Source organism: Ferruginibacter profundus, assembly GCF_054783275.1.
Window position 1 is genome coordinate 543,526 of record NZ_BAAGQW010000001.1, and the last position, 14,919, is coordinate 558,444.

General features: G+C 39.0%; 15 protein-coding genes. 6 read left to right on the forward strand and 9 right to left on the reverse strand.

Going from position 1 to position 14,919, the window contains the following annotated elements; genetic code table 11:
• Positions 1–19: 19 nt before the first annotated feature.
• The 3 genes from ACYVM0_RS02085 to ACYVM0_RS02095 form a co-directional block, all read right to left on the reverse strand.
• Complete coding sequence (locus ACYVM0_RS02085) at positions 20–3,442, reverse strand: SusC/RagA family TonB-linked outer membrane protein (RefSeq protein ID WP_460551729.1); 3,423 nt, start codon at positions 3,440–3,442, stop codon at positions 20–22.
• 108 nt (positions 3,443–3,550) lie between these two features.
• On the reverse strand, positions 3,551–4,651 hold the full coding sequence (locus ACYVM0_RS02090) for a FecR family protein (RefSeq protein ID WP_460551732.1): 1,101 nt from the start codon (positions 4,649–4,651) through the stop codon (positions 3,551–3,553).
• A 120-nt stretch (positions 4,652–4,771) separates the two neighbouring features.
• Positions 4,772–5,407, reverse strand: a complete 636-nt coding sequence (locus tag ACYVM0_RS02095; RefSeq protein WP_460551735.1) for an RNA polymerase sigma factor — start codon at positions 5,405–5,407, stop codon at positions 4,772–4,774.
• A 730-nt stretch (positions 5,408–6,137) separates the two neighbouring features.
• On the opposite strand from ACYVM0_RS02095, the gene ACYVM0_RS02100 reads away from it, so the two are divergent.
• From ACYVM0_RS02100 to ACYVM0_RS02115, 4 genes are all read left to right on the forward strand, one after another.
• A complete protein-coding gene (locus tag ACYVM0_RS02100; protein ID WP_460551738.1) occupies positions 6,138–6,281 on the forward strand; it encodes a hypothetical protein in 144 nt (47 codons plus the stop codon).
• Between the two features lie 24 nt (positions 6,282–6,305).
• Positions 6,306–7,649 (forward strand): RHS repeat-associated core domain-containing protein, encoded by a 1,344-nt coding sequence (locus tag ACYVM0_RS02105; protein WP_460551741.1) that lies wholly within the window; start codon positions 6,306–6,308, stop codon positions 7,647–7,649.
• Entirely contained in the window at positions 7,646–8,014 is a 369-nt protein-coding gene (locus ACYVM0_RS02110; RefSeq protein ID WP_460551744.1) for a hypothetical protein, read from the forward strand. Before ACYVM0_RS02105 ends, ACYVM0_RS02110 begins: the two co-directional genes overlap by 4 nt.
• Positions 8,015–8,233: 219 nt before the next feature.
• Positions 8,234–8,644: a hypothetical protein gene (locus ACYVM0_RS02115; RefSeq protein WP_460551747.1), complete on the forward strand. Its 411-nt coding sequence runs from the start codon at positions 8,234–8,236 to the stop codon at positions 8,642–8,644.
• Between the two features lie 271 nt (positions 8,645–8,915).
• On the opposite strand, the gene ACYVM0_RS02120 is transcribed toward ACYVM0_RS02115, so the two are convergent.
• The 3 genes from ACYVM0_RS02120 to ACYVM0_RS02130 form a co-directional block, all read right to left on the reverse strand.
• Complete coding sequence (locus tag ACYVM0_RS02120) at positions 8,916–9,161, reverse strand: hypothetical protein (RefSeq protein WP_460551750.1); 246 nt, start codon at positions 9,159–9,161, stop codon at positions 8,916–8,918.
• A gap of 650 nt (positions 9,162–9,811) precedes the next feature.
• Positions 9,812–10,015, reverse strand: coding sequence for a hypothetical protein (locus ACYVM0_RS02125; protein WP_460551752.1), 204 nt, complete (start codon positions 10,013–10,015; stop codon positions 9,812–9,814).
• Between the two features lie 190 nt (positions 10,016–10,205).
• A complete protein-coding gene (locus ACYVM0_RS02130; RefSeq protein WP_460551755.1) occupies positions 10,206–10,340 on the reverse strand; it encodes a hypothetical protein in 135 nt (44 codons plus the stop codon).
• A 359-nt stretch (positions 10,341–10,699) separates the two neighbouring features.
• Between ACYVM0_RS02130 and ACYVM0_RS02135 the strand changes: the two genes are divergently transcribed.
• Positions 10,700–10,888, forward strand: coding sequence for a hypothetical protein (locus ACYVM0_RS02135; protein ID WP_460551758.1), 189 nt, complete (start codon positions 10,700–10,702; stop codon positions 10,886–10,888).
• 993 nt (positions 10,889–11,881) lie between these two features.
• Here ACYVM0_RS02135 and ACYVM0_RS02140 read toward each other — a convergent pair.
• Positions 11,882–12,406 (reverse strand): transposase, encoded by a 525-nt coding sequence (locus ACYVM0_RS02140; RefSeq protein ID WP_460551761.1) that lies wholly within the window; start codon positions 12,404–12,406, stop codon positions 11,882–11,884.
• 599 nt (positions 12,407–13,005) lie between these two features.
• Between ACYVM0_RS02140 and ACYVM0_RS02145 the strand changes: the two genes are divergently transcribed.
• Complete coding sequence (locus tag ACYVM0_RS02145; RefSeq protein ID WP_460551763.1) at positions 13,006–13,401, forward strand: hypothetical protein; 396 nt, start codon at positions 13,006–13,008, stop codon at positions 13,399–13,401.
• 441 nt (positions 13,402–13,842) lie between these two features.
• On the opposite strand, the gene ACYVM0_RS02150 is transcribed toward ACYVM0_RS02145, so the two are convergent.
• Together ACYVM0_RS02150 and ACYVM0_RS02155 are read right to left on the reverse strand one after the other, a co-directional pair.
• Entirely contained in the window at positions 13,843–14,094 is a 252-nt protein-coding gene (locus ACYVM0_RS02150; RefSeq protein WP_460551766.1) for a transposase, read from the reverse strand.
• Between the two features lie 512 nt (positions 14,095–14,606).
• Positions 14,607–14,897, reverse strand: coding sequence for a hypothetical protein (locus ACYVM0_RS02155; RefSeq protein ID WP_460551768.1), 291 nt, complete (start codon positions 14,895–14,897; stop codon positions 14,607–14,609).
• Positions 14,898–14,919: the final 22 nt, after the last annotated feature.

The window sequence follows — 14,919 nt, forward strand, 5'->3', positions numbered from 1 at the left end:
ACTTACAATTTCATACTATTTAAAAATTCACCTGTATACCTGCCTGGAATGATTTAGGCTGAGGATATACCGCAAAGTCGATGCCATTGGTTAATGAAGAATTAGGAGTTCGGTTACCAACCTCGGGATCATAACCGGTGTATTTTGTAAACGTAAGGATGTTTTGCCCCGATACATAAATACGCAAACTCTTAACTGTGCCTTTGGTGTAAGTACTCAAAGATTTTACAGGAACAGTATAACCTATCATTATATTTTTCAGGCGCATAAATGAACCATCCTCTAAGAATCTTGTAGAAGGACGGGCATTTTCATTCGGATCAGAAGAAATGGCACGTGGAATATTGGTGTTGGTATGCGTTGGTGTCCAGGCATCCAATACCTGTGTACCGGCATTGAAAAAACGAACCATACCTTCGGTAATTACCCTGGTAGCATTAAATACCTTATTGCCCTGTACGCCCTGGAAGAAAAGTGAAGCATCAAAATTCTTATAATTTCCCCCCAGGTTAAAAGCATACGTAACTTTAGGAATAAAGCTGCCTAAAAACTGGCGGTCATTAAGATCAATCACGCCATCACCATTCAGGTCTTTAAACATAATATCGCCGGGGGCTGTGCCTGCATTTTGTTTGGCATGCTTGGCAATATCGCCTGCGTTTTGAAAAATGCCTTCTGTCACCCAGCCATAAAAAGCCTGGATAGGGTGGCCAACCGCAGTATTGGTAATATTATAAGAACCAAAATCTGCATTTCCGCCGGCTTCTATATTACTAACGCCTTCGGCTAAACGTGTAACCTGGTTGGTTACAAAACTCAGGTTGGTACTGGCATACCATTTGAGAACGCCCTCCCTGTCGTTATATCCCAATTGAACTTCAAAGCCACTGTTTTTCATTGAACCAACGTTTTGGTTTACAGTGCTGGTAAGGTAGCCGAATGATGGAGGAAGCGGAACGCTTAAGATCAGGTTGTCCGTTTTTCTTTGATAATATTCAGCTGTAAGCGTAACCTTGTTTTTAAGGATGCCTAAATCCAGGCCGATGTTCACCTGTTTGGTTTTTTCCCACTCCAGGTCAGTATTTCCCAGCCCGGGTATAGAAGAAGCGGCACCACCGGTAATTGATCCGCCAAAAGGATAGTAGGCACTGTTGGAAGCCACACTTACCAACCAGGGCGTATTACCCAGTACCTGGCCGTTAAGGCCTGTAACACCATAACCGGCCCTTAATTTCAATTCAGAAATATCCGGCATGCTTCTGATAAATTCTTCCTGGTCAATTCTCCAGCCTATTGAGGCAGAAGGAAAGGTGGCCCATTTTTTACCTGGTGCCCACACAGAAAGTCCGTCACGCCTTACAGCAACGCTCAGCATGTATTTGCTCTTATAATCATAATTTAAACGACCCAGGTAAGATAACAGGGTGTTTTCGCCAATAAGCGTTTGAGCCGAAACGTTAGTAGCATTATTTAAGGTTCTTAATTCGTTGGAGGGCTGGTTGCCGCTGGCATTTTCCTGCTTTGTTTTCTGGCTCTGGTCTTCAAACACCGCAATGGCATTTATATGGTGATTGCCATATGTATTATCAAACGATAATTGCTGGGTAAATAATTGTACTGTTGAAATATTGCGGTTATTGGTAACAGTGGCCTGTGTGGCACTTGACCCGGCAATTGCTCCGTTATCATTAAAAATAGGGGCAAAGCGGTAGTTTAATCCACTGGCATAGTCGATGCCAAAGGTTGACCTGTATTTAAGCCATTTTGTAAAATTAACTTCCAGGAAAGCAGTTCCTAAAATTTTTGCCGTAGTTCTGTTACCCGGATTTTTCAATGCGGCATCTTCAACCGGGTTGGTAGGGTCGCCGCCGTCTTTGGTGGCATCCACACCCCTGTAACCACCATTTGAAGTGGGATCATAAACCGGGATGTGCGGCATCATTCTTATAACATTTACCAGGTTGGTCCTGGAGCCGGTTTCATTATTATCATAGGCCTGGTCGCCGGAAGCGGCATACAGGTTTTCGCCAAAAGTGAATATCTTACTGATAACATGATCGGAATTAATGCGGAAATTATACCGTTGATAGGCCACACCGGGTGCTGTACCTTGCTGATTGGTATAACCTGCAGAAGCATAAAAACGTGAAATATCATTGCCACCGCTTAAACCAATATTATGCTGGTTCATAGCACCTTTTTTAAAATAGGCATCCTGCCAGTCGGTATTGGTTTGCCCGTAGGTTTGTGTTGCTCCCGGGTAGATGGGTTGGTTAATATCGGGTGCAGTTAGGCGGGGAACCTGGCTGCCCCTGTAAGCAACTGCATACTGCATAAATTGCGATGTATTTAAAAGAGAAAGGCGTTCGGTAACTTCCTGTGTACCCAGGTAAGAGTCCAGGGTTACACTGATCTTGCCACTGCGTTTACCCTTTTTAGTGGTGATCATAATTACGCCATTGGTGGCTCTTGAACCATATATTGCTGCAGCCGATGCATCTTTCAATACATCTACCGATTCAATATCCTTTACATCAATAGCAGCAAGGTCTCCTGTAGGAAAACCATCTACCACATAAAGAGGGTCTGAGGCAAAGCTGATAGAACTGATACCCCTTATCCGCACAATGGGTTCGGTACCCGGACTACCGTTGTTGGTTACCTGCAATCCGGCAATACGGCCCTGCAGTGCCTGCGAAATAGATAATGCCGGCAGTTCATTCAATGTTTTGCTATTTACGCTGGAAACCGCACCGGTTACCAATGTTCTTTTTTGTGTACCATAACCTACCACCACTACTTCGTTTAACGCCTTGTTCAATAAAGACATTGCTACAGTTACAGTAGTTTTGCCTTCGATATTTACTTCCCGTGTGGCCATGCCAATAAAGGAGAATACCAGCACTTTTGCATTGTCATCTACTTCAATAGTAAATGCACCATTCTTATCTGTTGTAGTGGTTTTGGTATTTCCTTTTACCTGTACCGATACACCAACAAGCGGCTCGCCACCTTCCTGGGTTACGGTACCGGTAATGGTGCGCATTAATGCAGCATCCGAAACAGGGTCTTTTTTCTCTGAAATAATAAATACACCCGAAGCCTCATCAAACCTGTATTTAAGTTTGGTTTGCAGTATTACAGCATCCATTACCTCTAATAATGGGGTCTCTTTGGCATTTACGGTTACAATTTTTCCCGACGGGATAATGTCGTTACAAAAGGTAAAGCGGTAATTGGTCTCTTTTTCTACAGCTTTAAAAAAAGTGGTCATCTTTACTCCTTTCAGCGAAAGGGTTACTTTCACATCCTGGGAGAAACCTCCGGCATGTACCATCATGGCGCAGGCAAACAGAAGAATTGAAGTTAGTTTCATAATTTTAAGCAGCTTCGTTAAAGAAGGAGGTGCAAAACTCCGTCCATAAGCATGATTTTTTTTCATACCTTTATTTTGGTTTTAAATTAAAAAATAGAAACTTCTTTTATCTTATAAAAGCTGTTTCAAAGTTTTTAGTACAGGGGGAATGTTGCCGCATTCTTCCCTGTATTTTTATTTTGACAGGTTTATTATCAATGTTTCTCCACGTTCTATAGTATAGTGAAAATTCCGGGCTTCCTTTAAATAATCAAGTACTGTATTTAGGTCTTCCTTATCAAAAATTCCTGTAAAGCGATAGTTGCGGATGGAGCTATCCTTAAAATTAATTTTGGCACCATACCATCGCTCCAGTAATGCAGCTATACCATCAAAATCTTCATCTTCAAATATCAATTTGTTTTCCTTCCAGGCTATTTCTTTAATATCGCCGGTATTGGTTACCACCAGTTTTTTCTTAAGGCTATCAGCTGCGTTTGCGGTAGTTGATCTTTTTGCTACTGATGAATTTGTATTGCCATTCAGGTGTTGCCATTCTATTTTCTGGTTGGGGTACAGTAACATTTTAAGGTTATTATCTTCTTTCAGTGTTACTTCTACCAGTCCTCTTATTAAAGCGGTCTCAGTAGTTTTTTCATTCAGGTAGGCTTTTACATTAAATGCTGTTCCCAATGCTTTAACATCCATGGCAGTGGTATGCACAATAAAAGGGTGGCTGGAGTCGTGTTTTACTTCAAAAAATGCTTCTCCTTCCAGGTAAACATCACGGGTGGCGGCGCCAAATTTTTCATCTATCTTGATATTGCTTCCTGCATTTAAGGTAACTATAGAGCCATCCGGTAATTGAATATTCTTTCTTTCACCATAAGCCGCCATATAGGTTTTGATGCCTTTATTTTTGCCCGCTATAAAATAGGTTGCAGCAAAAAATAATCCCGCTACCAGCATGGCTGCAACTGATATTTTTAGCAGTAAAGGCAATATCCTGGCCTGCCTGCGTTTTTCAAATTGTTCCATCTGTATCACCGGGGCGGCTTCCCCTTTTTCAATACTGTTTTTCAGTCGTGCGGCCTGCTCTTCCAGGTCGGCATTGGCCAGGGCACTGAACAGCTGGATATATTTTTCCCTGGCCTGCTCCACCAGCTGCTTTCGTGCAGGGTTTACCTGCAGGTAATGCTCCCAAAAAGCAATATCAGCGGGTGAATTTTCTTTGCAATAATTAATAAAAGATTCGTCAGACAACAGGTCCTCAATGCTCATTTTATCAGCGTTCATAATGTAGTATTAGTATATCAATTATTAAACAGAGTAAGCTGCACGCATTTTTTACCCGTTATTTTAAAAGTATTTTTCAATAACGGGGTATTAATACCAAACAGGCAATAAAAAACTACTCTAAAGGTACCTGGACGGTGGAGCAATGCTGGCAGCAGATGCCAAAAGGGTGAGCAGGGATAGTAATGCAGCACTACGGGGGAATTGGCCCGCTGCCATATCTGATTTAAGTTTCTTTAATCCCTCATGGATTTTATTATATACCGTGCGGTGAGATAAACCGGTACGTTGTACAATTTCTTCGTAGGTAAGGCCTTCGTAAAATTTAAGTACTATCAGCTCTTTCTGACGGTTGGGCAGTTCATTTATCCTGTCCATCAGCAATTTAAATAAATGGCTTTGTTCGTCCTTCCGTATCAGTTTTTCCTCGGGGTTAGGTTGCGGATCTTCGTCGGGGTAGCTGTTCCATACCACCTGCAACGCACCAGGCTGTTTGGATTTTTTCCAATCGGCGGTAAGCTTTCTTAAAAATGATGTGACCAGGTAGCATTTAACGTTGTTGGCTTCCTGTATGGTTTCTCTTTTTTCCCACAGGTATAAAAACAATTGCTGAATGGTATCCTTTACCAGCTGGGCATCTTTCATTTCTTTAAGCCCGATAAACAAAAGGGTGTGATAGTATTTTTTGTATAAGGCTAAAAACATTTCTTTATCGCCCTGCTTTAGCCCCAGCCACAAGTTGTCGTCATTATTCATAAGCAATCGTAAAAGTGGGTAAGTAAAAATCTTATCCAACCACAGCGGCCTATGCCAGTGCTTAATGGATCAATTTATTTAACTCCCGTAAGGTTTTGGTAAATCCACAGCCAAAGTAAGTAATTTAATTTAACTTTTATACTAGTTATTATAAAAAAAATGACGCAGCAATAATTATATGCACCATTAAAAATGCAACTGGTTGCAACTCATCATCTTCATAAACTTTTATGCAACTTTTGTTTTTTGTTGCATAAAATTATCCCATTGCTATCGCATGCGCTTCATTATGCCGGGTTTGTTTTAGCAGGTAGAGCAAGTGGATAAAGTATTTTGATTGTTAAAGTAGTTACACTGTTTGTTTGGGAGGGGAGTAGTATTTACGGTAAGGCAAGCATCTTTAAAAATTATTTGCCAGTTGTTATTGCTGCAGCAATAACAACCCGCTAAATACCGGCAATGCCCCTGTATTTGGCAACAATATACGCACTACCGACGCCTATGGCTACAGCCTGAATTATTTTAACGGCGATTATAACCGTATTGACCTGACAGCCGCCAACCCTTTTGCTGCATTGAATATGCAGATGGCTACCGGTAACGACAACACGCCAAACATCGCCAGGGAATTATTTAATGGCAATATTGGCGCCATGGTAGTAAGTGTGCCCAAGCTGGGCAGTGCCAAAGTATACGGCTATAATTACGACCAGTTGACCGTATTACCAATATGTTTGCCTTTAATGGTATTAACAGCGCCACCAATACCTTTACACCCTTGGCATTGCAGGATTATAAGGAAGCGGTAACCTACAACCCTAACGGCAATATACTTACCCAAACCGAAATACGCCTGTACGGCAGCAGCTGGTAAGGTGTATACAATATAAAAGTAAATGTGCAAACCGAAAGCCGCACTTATATAAACATGCCTGGCGTAACCGGTGGTAACGCAGAATTATTTACATTTACAACTGGTAACAAGTTCTTTGAGTTAAGCAACTATTTGGGTAACGTGCTGGCTACAGTCAGTGATAAACACATAGGTGTTGACAGCAATAGCAATGGCTATTCTGATTATTATCTTGCCGATGTTGTTACAGCAAATGACTATTATCCCTTTGGTATGCAAATGCCGGGCAGGAAATACTCTGCAGGTAGTGGGTACAGGTATGGGTTTAATGGAAAAGAGAATGATAAGGATGCCGGCGAAGGGGTGCAGGATTATGGGTTAAGAGTCTATGACAGTAGGTTGGGTAAGTTTTTAAGCGTAGATCCATTGACAAAAAGCTATCCTCATTACACCCCTTATTCATTTGCAGGAAATAAACCTATACAATTTATAGATTTAGATGGAGGAGAAGAAAAACCTTTTAATTCCCCAGGAAATATGGAGCCAGTAGGTAAAGTACAATCTTATGTAACTCAAGAAGGTGCTGATGCCAGAATCTATAATGTTAAAGAAATGGGTAAGACTTATACTATTGCAAGGATGGTTACTTATAAAAATGCTCAAAACAACACACAATCTTCCATGCCTGTAATTACCTATTTAGTTAAAGACCCCAATTTAATAAACCCTTCCAATGTATCTAGTGGATGTAATACTCTTTTTACAACAGCAGGAACCAATTGGCATTATTGGCAAACAAATCTGGAATTAAGTCAAAGCCAGGAAGTGACAAAAAGCTCTCTTAAACAATTTGGTACTGGGGTTTTTGGCGTAGCGGTAGGCTTAGCTGCCCTTCCAGGTATTATCGCAGCAGCACCCACAGTTAGTAGTGCAATATCAAATGGAGCTGCGTATTTAGCTCCAAAACCAGGATTTAACCCTACAGATGCAGCGTGGGATTTTATTAATCAAACCGTAGTTCAAGGGAAATCATTAAATGAAGTAAACTTTGGGAGTACCATTACAGCGGGGATTTTTGGAAATGGTAACGTTGTAAGTAATGCTTTGTGGGGAGCCACAGGAAGCTTCACTAATCTTTCTGTGAAAAATATATCTTCAGGTGGTTCAATATTAAACTTAAATAAGGAAGGTTTGGTTGGGTTTGCTTCAAATGCAGCAGGGAATTTACTTAGTGGCGGAGCAAGCAAAGCCATAACTTCTCTTAATAGTCAAATAATTATTAACTCTACTGTCCGAAGTGCCATGAATAAAATTCTAGGTAATGCTATGGAAGCCTCTGGTCAGGGAATGTCTAATGTAATAGAGCAAAATTTATCTCCCAAAAAATGAGTAAAACAAAAAGAGGGTACTTACTATTTTTCCTTTTTATAGTAATTACATTATATATTGCTTACCGGCAAACCAGAAATCTGGAAAATAATTTTTTGGTAACAAATGGTTACGTTGAAAATATGGAAACTTTTCCTCAAAATATTGAGGTATTTGTTACATATTCCTATATAATAAATGGTAAAAAATTAAAAAATAAAAGTTCGATTCCTTTCTCTAAGAAAAGTGATATTTCCTTTATCAATAATACTCTTCTTCATAAATCTTTACCTGTAATTTATGAAAAAGGGAATATTGAGAATTCAATGATGTTATTTACAAAAACTGAGTTTTTAAAATATAAAATATCAAACGAAAATAATTGATTGGTGCCAATAAATACAATTGATAGTTTAAATAAAAAATAGTCGGTATAACAAGATGTTTTTATTTCGTCGATGTCGGCAAGTTTCGCCGGCGGAGAGTTGATGCGATGCTACCCATACCGGCGAAAACCTAAACGGTGGCGAGGATTGTGGCGGCGGTTGATGCGATGTTACCCACGGGGGAGGAGTTGTTTCATCCCCATCTTAAAAAACTTAATCATGAAAATTAACAATATTAAATTTAAACCGGTTTTTTATACCGTTGCTTTGAGCATTATTGGATTATATTTTTGCTTTAAATATGTAAAAAGTAGAGACCTATATAAAAATTACAAAATTGTGAATGCCAATATTTATGAAATAAATAGAGGCTCTTTAAAAGGAGGAAAAATTGTGATCAAATATATTTTTTCGGTTAACAAAAAAGAATTTAAAAGTGGTGTAGATTCTGATTTACCCTACGATGTTCGTGATAAATTGCTTAATACTTACTTTCCGGTTTTGTATGATAGCACGAACCCATCAAATAATGTTTTATTAATTTTCGATAAAAGATGGGAAGAATTGCACATGCACTTTCCAGATAGTTTACAATGGATAAAAAAATATTATCCTGCTGGTGCATTTTGAATTTCTCCGCCGGCGTGGGTGGATAATTCAAGTATTCAAAAAAGGGCTAACCAATTTTTTTTCAAATAAATTTTCACAGTACTTAAAATCAACTATAAATAATACTAAAAATAGCAACAAGAAGAAAAAACAGTTTCCCCACCAAAAAATATCAAAATTATCTCCGCCGCTGCGGGTAAAATCGCACCAATCTCTCCGCCGGCGTGGGTAACATCGCATCAACCGCCGCCACAATCCTCGCCGCTGGTTGAAACCCAGGCGGCGGCGAAATTTATTTATACCCAATCACACCTTCATAAATATATTTTCCTTTTAGAATTTTTCTATAAATAAAAAATCTAAAAGAATTAAGTTCCTTTACCAACGAATCATTTAATAGTATTTTTTCATAAAAAAAATCATACCCAGATAAATCAATTTTTTTTATTTCATTTTTATCTTTAATTACCATTAAGAAATTACCCCGATGTAAGTCTTTTTTCCCAATTAATATTCCTTGAATTTGATTTTTCCTCAAATCATTTTCATTTTTTTTTTTGAATAAAAATTTGAAAAATTATTACAAAAAACCCCAGCGCAAAAGAAATTAAAATTGCGAGTGAAATCTTATTCCAAAAAGAATTTATAGATGGTTTATATGTCAATTACCAAAATTTTAAAATTGTTATTGCGCTATCTGATATACCTGATGTGAAGAATCCATTGATAGGGGTAGCAACTCCAGCACCTCCTGAGAAAGATATTTTAGCACCCATAGTACAATAATTATGCATATCATCAATTCCTACATCTACCCCTATCCCGCTACCGGGTTTTAAGGCTCCTCCAACTCTTAAAGAATATTGCTCGCCTTAGTTGGTAGCCGCCAACCCACGCCGTTGTTGCGTATGCAGCGCAGGTACAAGTGTGCAGGCGTACCAACAACGATGGCAAAGCAAATGCATCAACAAGTTTAATATTTTAGGTTATGCATTACAGTGTGTTAGAATTTCCGCCGGCGTGGGTAGCGCCACATCAACCGCCGCCGCCTGGGTTTCAACCAGCGGCGTACGCAGCTTCAATTACCCAACACAGTAACAAGATAAAAAGAAGTCAATTCTAACGCCTAAAATACCTGGATAATAAAATTACCACATTATTATTTATTACAGGCACATAAAACAACAACTAGCAACCCAAATAATGTGTCAGCATTCCAAAATCATCTGCACCGTTAAAATAAAATTTAGCCGATGAATAATAGTACTCCTCAGGATGTATACACAACCCGGCCTTAACCGGATTGTAATGAATGTACTCCAGCTTTTGCATATACACAGCATGGGTACGCAATTCAATACTTAATGATTCCCGTTTCCAGAATTGATACATACGGTCGGTCGTATTTATTTACCTTATAAGCTTCAAGTGCTGCGGCATTTTTATTGGCGAGTGAACGTTTAAATTGTTTGGCGGTATGCGTCATTAGGAAGGTTTGGATATCGGATAAGGAGTAGGCAAATGTGGGTTGCCAGATTAGATGCATATGATTGCTCAGGATAACGAAGGCATTTAAAATAATTCATTTGTCGGTTACTAAAAATTTAAGGCTATTTACAATGATATCTTTATGCTGGTTGTCTGAAAGCAAATGTTTCCAATCAATAATGGTAGCGGTGAAAAATTGCGGGTAGTGGATGGGGTATGTTGGATTCATTTTACACTTGTGTAAAAATCTTCCTGATTTATGGTGAAGTCTAACTTATTTGGATAGATAAAATGGAAGAAAGATTGGTTGCATTTGATTTTGTTGCGCTTAGCTTTTATGCAAGCTTTGTACGCCGTTGGTTGAAACCTAAGCGGCGGCGACTCATCGAAGCGGAGCACCGACGGCGGCGAGGATTGGTGCAGCGAATGGTGCGATGTTACCCACGGCGGCAAAGGGTTGACTTCTTTTTATTTTGCTACTCTATGGGGTATGCAAAGCTTCGTACGCCGTTGGTTGAAACCCAGACGGCGGCGAGGATTGGTGCGGCGGTTGATGCGATGCTACCGATACCGGCGAAAACCTAAGCGGTGGCGAGGATTGTGGCGGCGGTTGATGCGATGTTACCCACGGGGGAGGAGGCGAAGATTGGTGCGGCGAAGGATGCGATGCTACCCACGACGGCGGAGTTGCTCGATAAGCAGGATTTAACTGCCGTTAAATCCATGCTGAAGGCTTATATATTTCAAAAAGATACGCAGGCAAGGCTAGAGCAATAAAAAAAAGCTACACTTTTACAGGGGGAGCTTACATCCTACCTGTTTAAAAAAAAGAAAATGGATAGTAACATACCATCCATTTTTATAGAAATTATACTCCGCATTTTACGAAACCCTTTCCTGTCAAAGGTTTTAAAAATCGACAATACTTTTGGAACACTACCAAAGAGTTTGCTTCATAGCTACTGAATAGTTATCTAATTATGTGATAAAAAATCATTCACTAAAAATATAATTACGATTCCCATTAGTACAATTAAACAGCTTCGTAATGTATTAATAGAGGAACTTTCATTTCGATTTTTATTGACAACCCAAAATATTGGAATAGAAACTATAATTACTAGTACTATTCCAATTTGCGTAATTATTGTACTGCCATCAATTCCAAAACTAATTACACCAGCTACACTTGTTAAGTAAATCACTATCATCGATATGATAAATAACAAATAAGATACTTTAAATATTTTATGTCCCATTATTTGTGCTTTGTTGAATTAATTATTACCGGAGATAAGGTGCTTCCTTCATAAATTCTTTCACTGTTTCGCAAGGTAATGCCAGGATGGCTTACAAGCATATCAACGAATGCCCGCATATGCTGATTATCAGCAGAATGAGCATTCATCCAATGAATTCTTACGTAAATGCTAGATACATCTAAAGATATATTTTTGGTTTTTGAATTATTATTTAAAGTTCCCCCCGTTACCCTTTGAACAGCATCTCCTCCGCCGTCATGGGTAGAATCGCATCATTCGCCGCACCCATCCTCGCCGCCACCTGGGTTCCAACCAGCGGCGTACATAGCCATCCGCCGGCGTGGGTAGCGCCACATCAACCGCCGCCGCCTGGGTTTCAACCAGCGGCGTACGCAGCTTCGATTACCCAACACAGTAACAAGATAAAAAGAAGTCAATTCTAACACCCAAAATACCCGGATAATAAAATTACCACATTATCATTTATTACAGGCACATAAAACAACAACTAGCAACCCAAATAATGTGTCAGCATTCCAAAATCATCTGCACGGTTAAAATAAAATTTAGCCGATGAATAATAGTAATCCTCAGGCTGTATACACTGACTAGCTTTAACCGGATTGTAATGAATGTACTCCAGCTTTTGCATATAAACGGCGTGGGTACGCAATTCAATACTTAATGATTCCCGCTTCCAGAATTGATACATACGGTCGTATTTATTTACCATATAAGCTTCAAGTGCTGCGGCATCTTTATTGGCGAGTGAACGTTTAAATTGTTTGGCGGTATGCGTCATCAGGGAGGTTTGAATATCGGATAAGGAGTAGGCAAATGTGGGTTGCCAGATTAGATGCATATGATTGCTCAGGATAACGAAGGCATTTAAAATAATTCTTTTGTCGGTTACTAAAAATTTAAGGCTATCTACAATAATATCTTTATGCTGGTTGTCTAAAAGTAAATGCTTCCAATCAATAATGGTAGCAGTAAAAAACTGCGGGTAGTTGATTGGGTATGTTTGATTCATCTGATAGCTGTATAAAAAAATCTTTTTGATTTTCGGTGAAGTATAACTAATTTGGAAAGATAAAATGAAGGCAAGATTGGTTGCATTTGATTTTGTTACGCTTAGCTTTTTATGATGGCTATGTACGCCGCTGGTTGAAACCCAGGCGGCGGCGAGGATGGGTGCGGCGAATGGTGCAATGTTACCCCCGGCGGCAAAGGGTTGACTTCTTTTTATTCTGCTACTCTATTGGGTATGCAAAGCTTCGTACGCCGCTGGTTGAAACCCAGGCGGCGGCGAGGATTGGTGCGGCGAATGATGCGATTCTACCCACGACGGCGGAGAGGGGTTGCTGGTAGCTTAGGAACTGAATTTTTTAAAATCCGCATTTGATTTTAAAGGTGGTGTAACAACTTCTGTGTTTTTTAGGACAAAATCCCTTACTGATTTTACAACTGATTTAATTTATGGCGGATTTAAGGTTGGCACTAAAGACGGATTTGGCTCTGCGTTTGGTAGTAACGAAGGTAGAGATTTTATGATTGATATTTTGTATGACCAAAATAAGTTTGATGTAAAACCATTAATAAATATACTGCTTAAACAATAGTTTAATAATTATGGAAGACATTGGTAATGAAAATAGTGAGAAAAAAGGGCGATACTTAGGAATGTTTATAGTATTTGTATTCGCTATTTTTGTAGCCTACCGAAGTTGTAAATTAGATAATGAGGGGGTCATAACTATATGCAAAGTAGATCACTACGAGCCTGCAGGATCTGGCAGTAGTTTATATATAAAAATATATTACCAAGGAAAAGAATATAATTCTATTGCAAACTCTATGTGTGGAGAATGTGACGGTAAATTTTTTTTTATTCGAATCATAAAAGGCCAACCATTAAAAGAGGTTGTTTTTTTAAAGGATTATCCAGTTCCAGATTGTATTTCAAAAAAAACTTTACCCTATGATGGTTGGGTTAAAATTCCAAGTTGTACAGAGGCAAACGAGTGAAATTCTTTTCCCCTCCGCCGCCTGGGTTTCAACCAGCGGCGTACGAAGCTCCGAGTAACAAATACAGTAACAAAAGGAAAAGAAGTTAACCCTAACAACAAAAGAATACCCGGTAGTAAAAAATATAGCATTCCCCAATAGCTTTAATACACACAAGTAAAGCAACAACTATTCCCCCAAATAATGTGTCAGCATTCCAAAATCATCTGCACCGTTAAAATAGAATTTAGCCGATGAATAATAGTAGTCCTCAGGATGTATACACAACCCGGCCTTAGCCGGATTGTAATGAATTTACTCCAGCTTTTGAATATACACAGCATGGGTTCGCAATTCAATACTTAATGATTCCCGCTTCCAGAATTGATACATATGGTCGTATTTATTTACCTCATAGGCTTCAAGTGCTGCGGCATCTTTATTGGCGAGTGAACGTTTAAATTATTTGGCGGTATGCGTCATCAGGGAGGTTTGAATATCAGATAAGGAGTAAGCAAATGTGGGTTGCCAGATGAGATGTATATGATTACTCATGATAACGAAAGCATTTAAAATAATTCTTTTGTCGGCTACTAAAAATTTAAGGTTATTTACAATGATATCTTTATGCTGGTTGTCTGAAAGTAAATGCTTCCAATCAATAATAGTAGCGGTGAAAAATTGCGGGTAGTGGATGGGGTATGTTTGATTCATCTGATAGCTGTATAAAAAAATCTTTTTGATTTACGGTGAAGTATAACTAATTTGGAAAGATAAAATGAAGGCAAGATTGGTTGCATTTGATTTTGTTACGCTTTGCTTTTTATGATGGCTATGTACGCCGCTGGTTGAAACCCACGCCGGCGGACAGGATTTGTGCGGCGAATGATGCGATTCTACCCACGACGGCGGAGAGAATCATTGATCAGTTTATATTCTCCGCACCAGCTGTAAGGCTAAACTAATGCTATATTTTTTTTCTATTAAATAGTGCCAAAATAAAAATAACTACAATCCCTACTACAAGTAAAAAAACAATTAATTCAGTAAATCCGGTTTTAATAAAAACAAAACTCAAAATCCTAATATAAATCGTCGTTGTAGCTAATATAAAAAAAGCAAATCTATTATATTTATTCCATGCTCCCTTATTTAAGATAGCAAACCTCCTACAAAGAAAGTATGCTAGTAAAAAAAATATTATTAAAAAATCAAAATTTTGCAAGTCACAATTTTTTTAAGATTTCTAAAGATTTAGCAATTTTTTCTTTTTTCCTGGGTCTTGCTTTGTCCTCAGGCTTACTACTTAACTGATCTTTTATTTGACCAGTTCCAAAATTAAGAGTTGCGCCTATTACATCAATTTTCTGTTGTTGAGATGGGGCTAATTTTCCTGCACCCCCTAATCCGAAATCTAAAAGCGTAGCAGTACCAAATAAGAAAAGCTTTTCCGCCGACGTGGGTAACATCGCATCATTCGCCGCCGCTTGGGTTTCAACCAGCGGCGTACGTAGCACCAAAAATAGTTTCGGCCTCTGT

Bases quoted from the DNA above. Each gene is read 5' to 3' on its own strand.
- ACYVM0_RS02115 (WP_460551747.1), top strand. From the start codon at position 8,234: ATGAAAATTAACAATATTAAATTTAAACCGGTTTTTTATACCGTTGCT.
- ACYVM0_RS02140 (WP_460551761.1), bottom strand. From the start codon at position 12,406: ATGAATCAAACATACCCAATCAACTACCCGCAGTTTTTTACTGCTACC.
- ACYVM0_RS02125 (WP_460551752.1), bottom strand. From the start codon at position 10,015: ATGTATCAATTCTGGAAACGGGAATCATTAAGTATTGAATTGCGTACC.
- ACYVM0_RS02110 (WP_460551744.1), top strand. From the start codon at position 7,646: ATGAGTAAAACAAAAAGAGGGTACTTACTATTTTTCCTTTTTATAGTA.
- ACYVM0_RS02090 (WP_460551732.1), bottom strand. From the start codon at position 4,651: ATGAACGCTGATAAAATGAGCATTGAGGACCTGTTGTCTGACGAATCT.
- ACYVM0_RS02150 (WP_460551766.1), bottom strand. From the start codon at position 14,094: ATGAATCAAACATACCCCATCCACTACCCGCAATTTTTCACCGCTACT.
- ACYVM0_RS02130 (WP_460551755.1), bottom strand. From the start codon at position 10,340: ATGAATCCAACATACCCCATCCACTACCCGCAATTTTTCACCGCTACC.
- ACYVM0_RS02100 (WP_460551738.1), top strand. From the start codon at position 6,138: ATGTTTGCCTTTAATGGTATTAACAGCGCCACCAATACCTTTACACCC.
- ACYVM0_RS02085 (WP_460551729.1), bottom strand. From the start codon at position 3,442: ATGAAAAAAAATCATGCTTATGGACGGAGTTTTGCACCTCCTTCTTTA.
- ACYVM0_RS02095 (WP_460551735.1), bottom strand. From the start codon at position 5,407: ATGAATAATGACGACAACTTGTGGCTGGGGCTAAAGCAGGGCGATAAA.
- ACYVM0_RS02145 (WP_460551763.1), top strand. From the start codon at position 13,006: ATGGAAGACATTGGTAATGAAAATAGTGAGAAAAAAGGGCGATACTTA.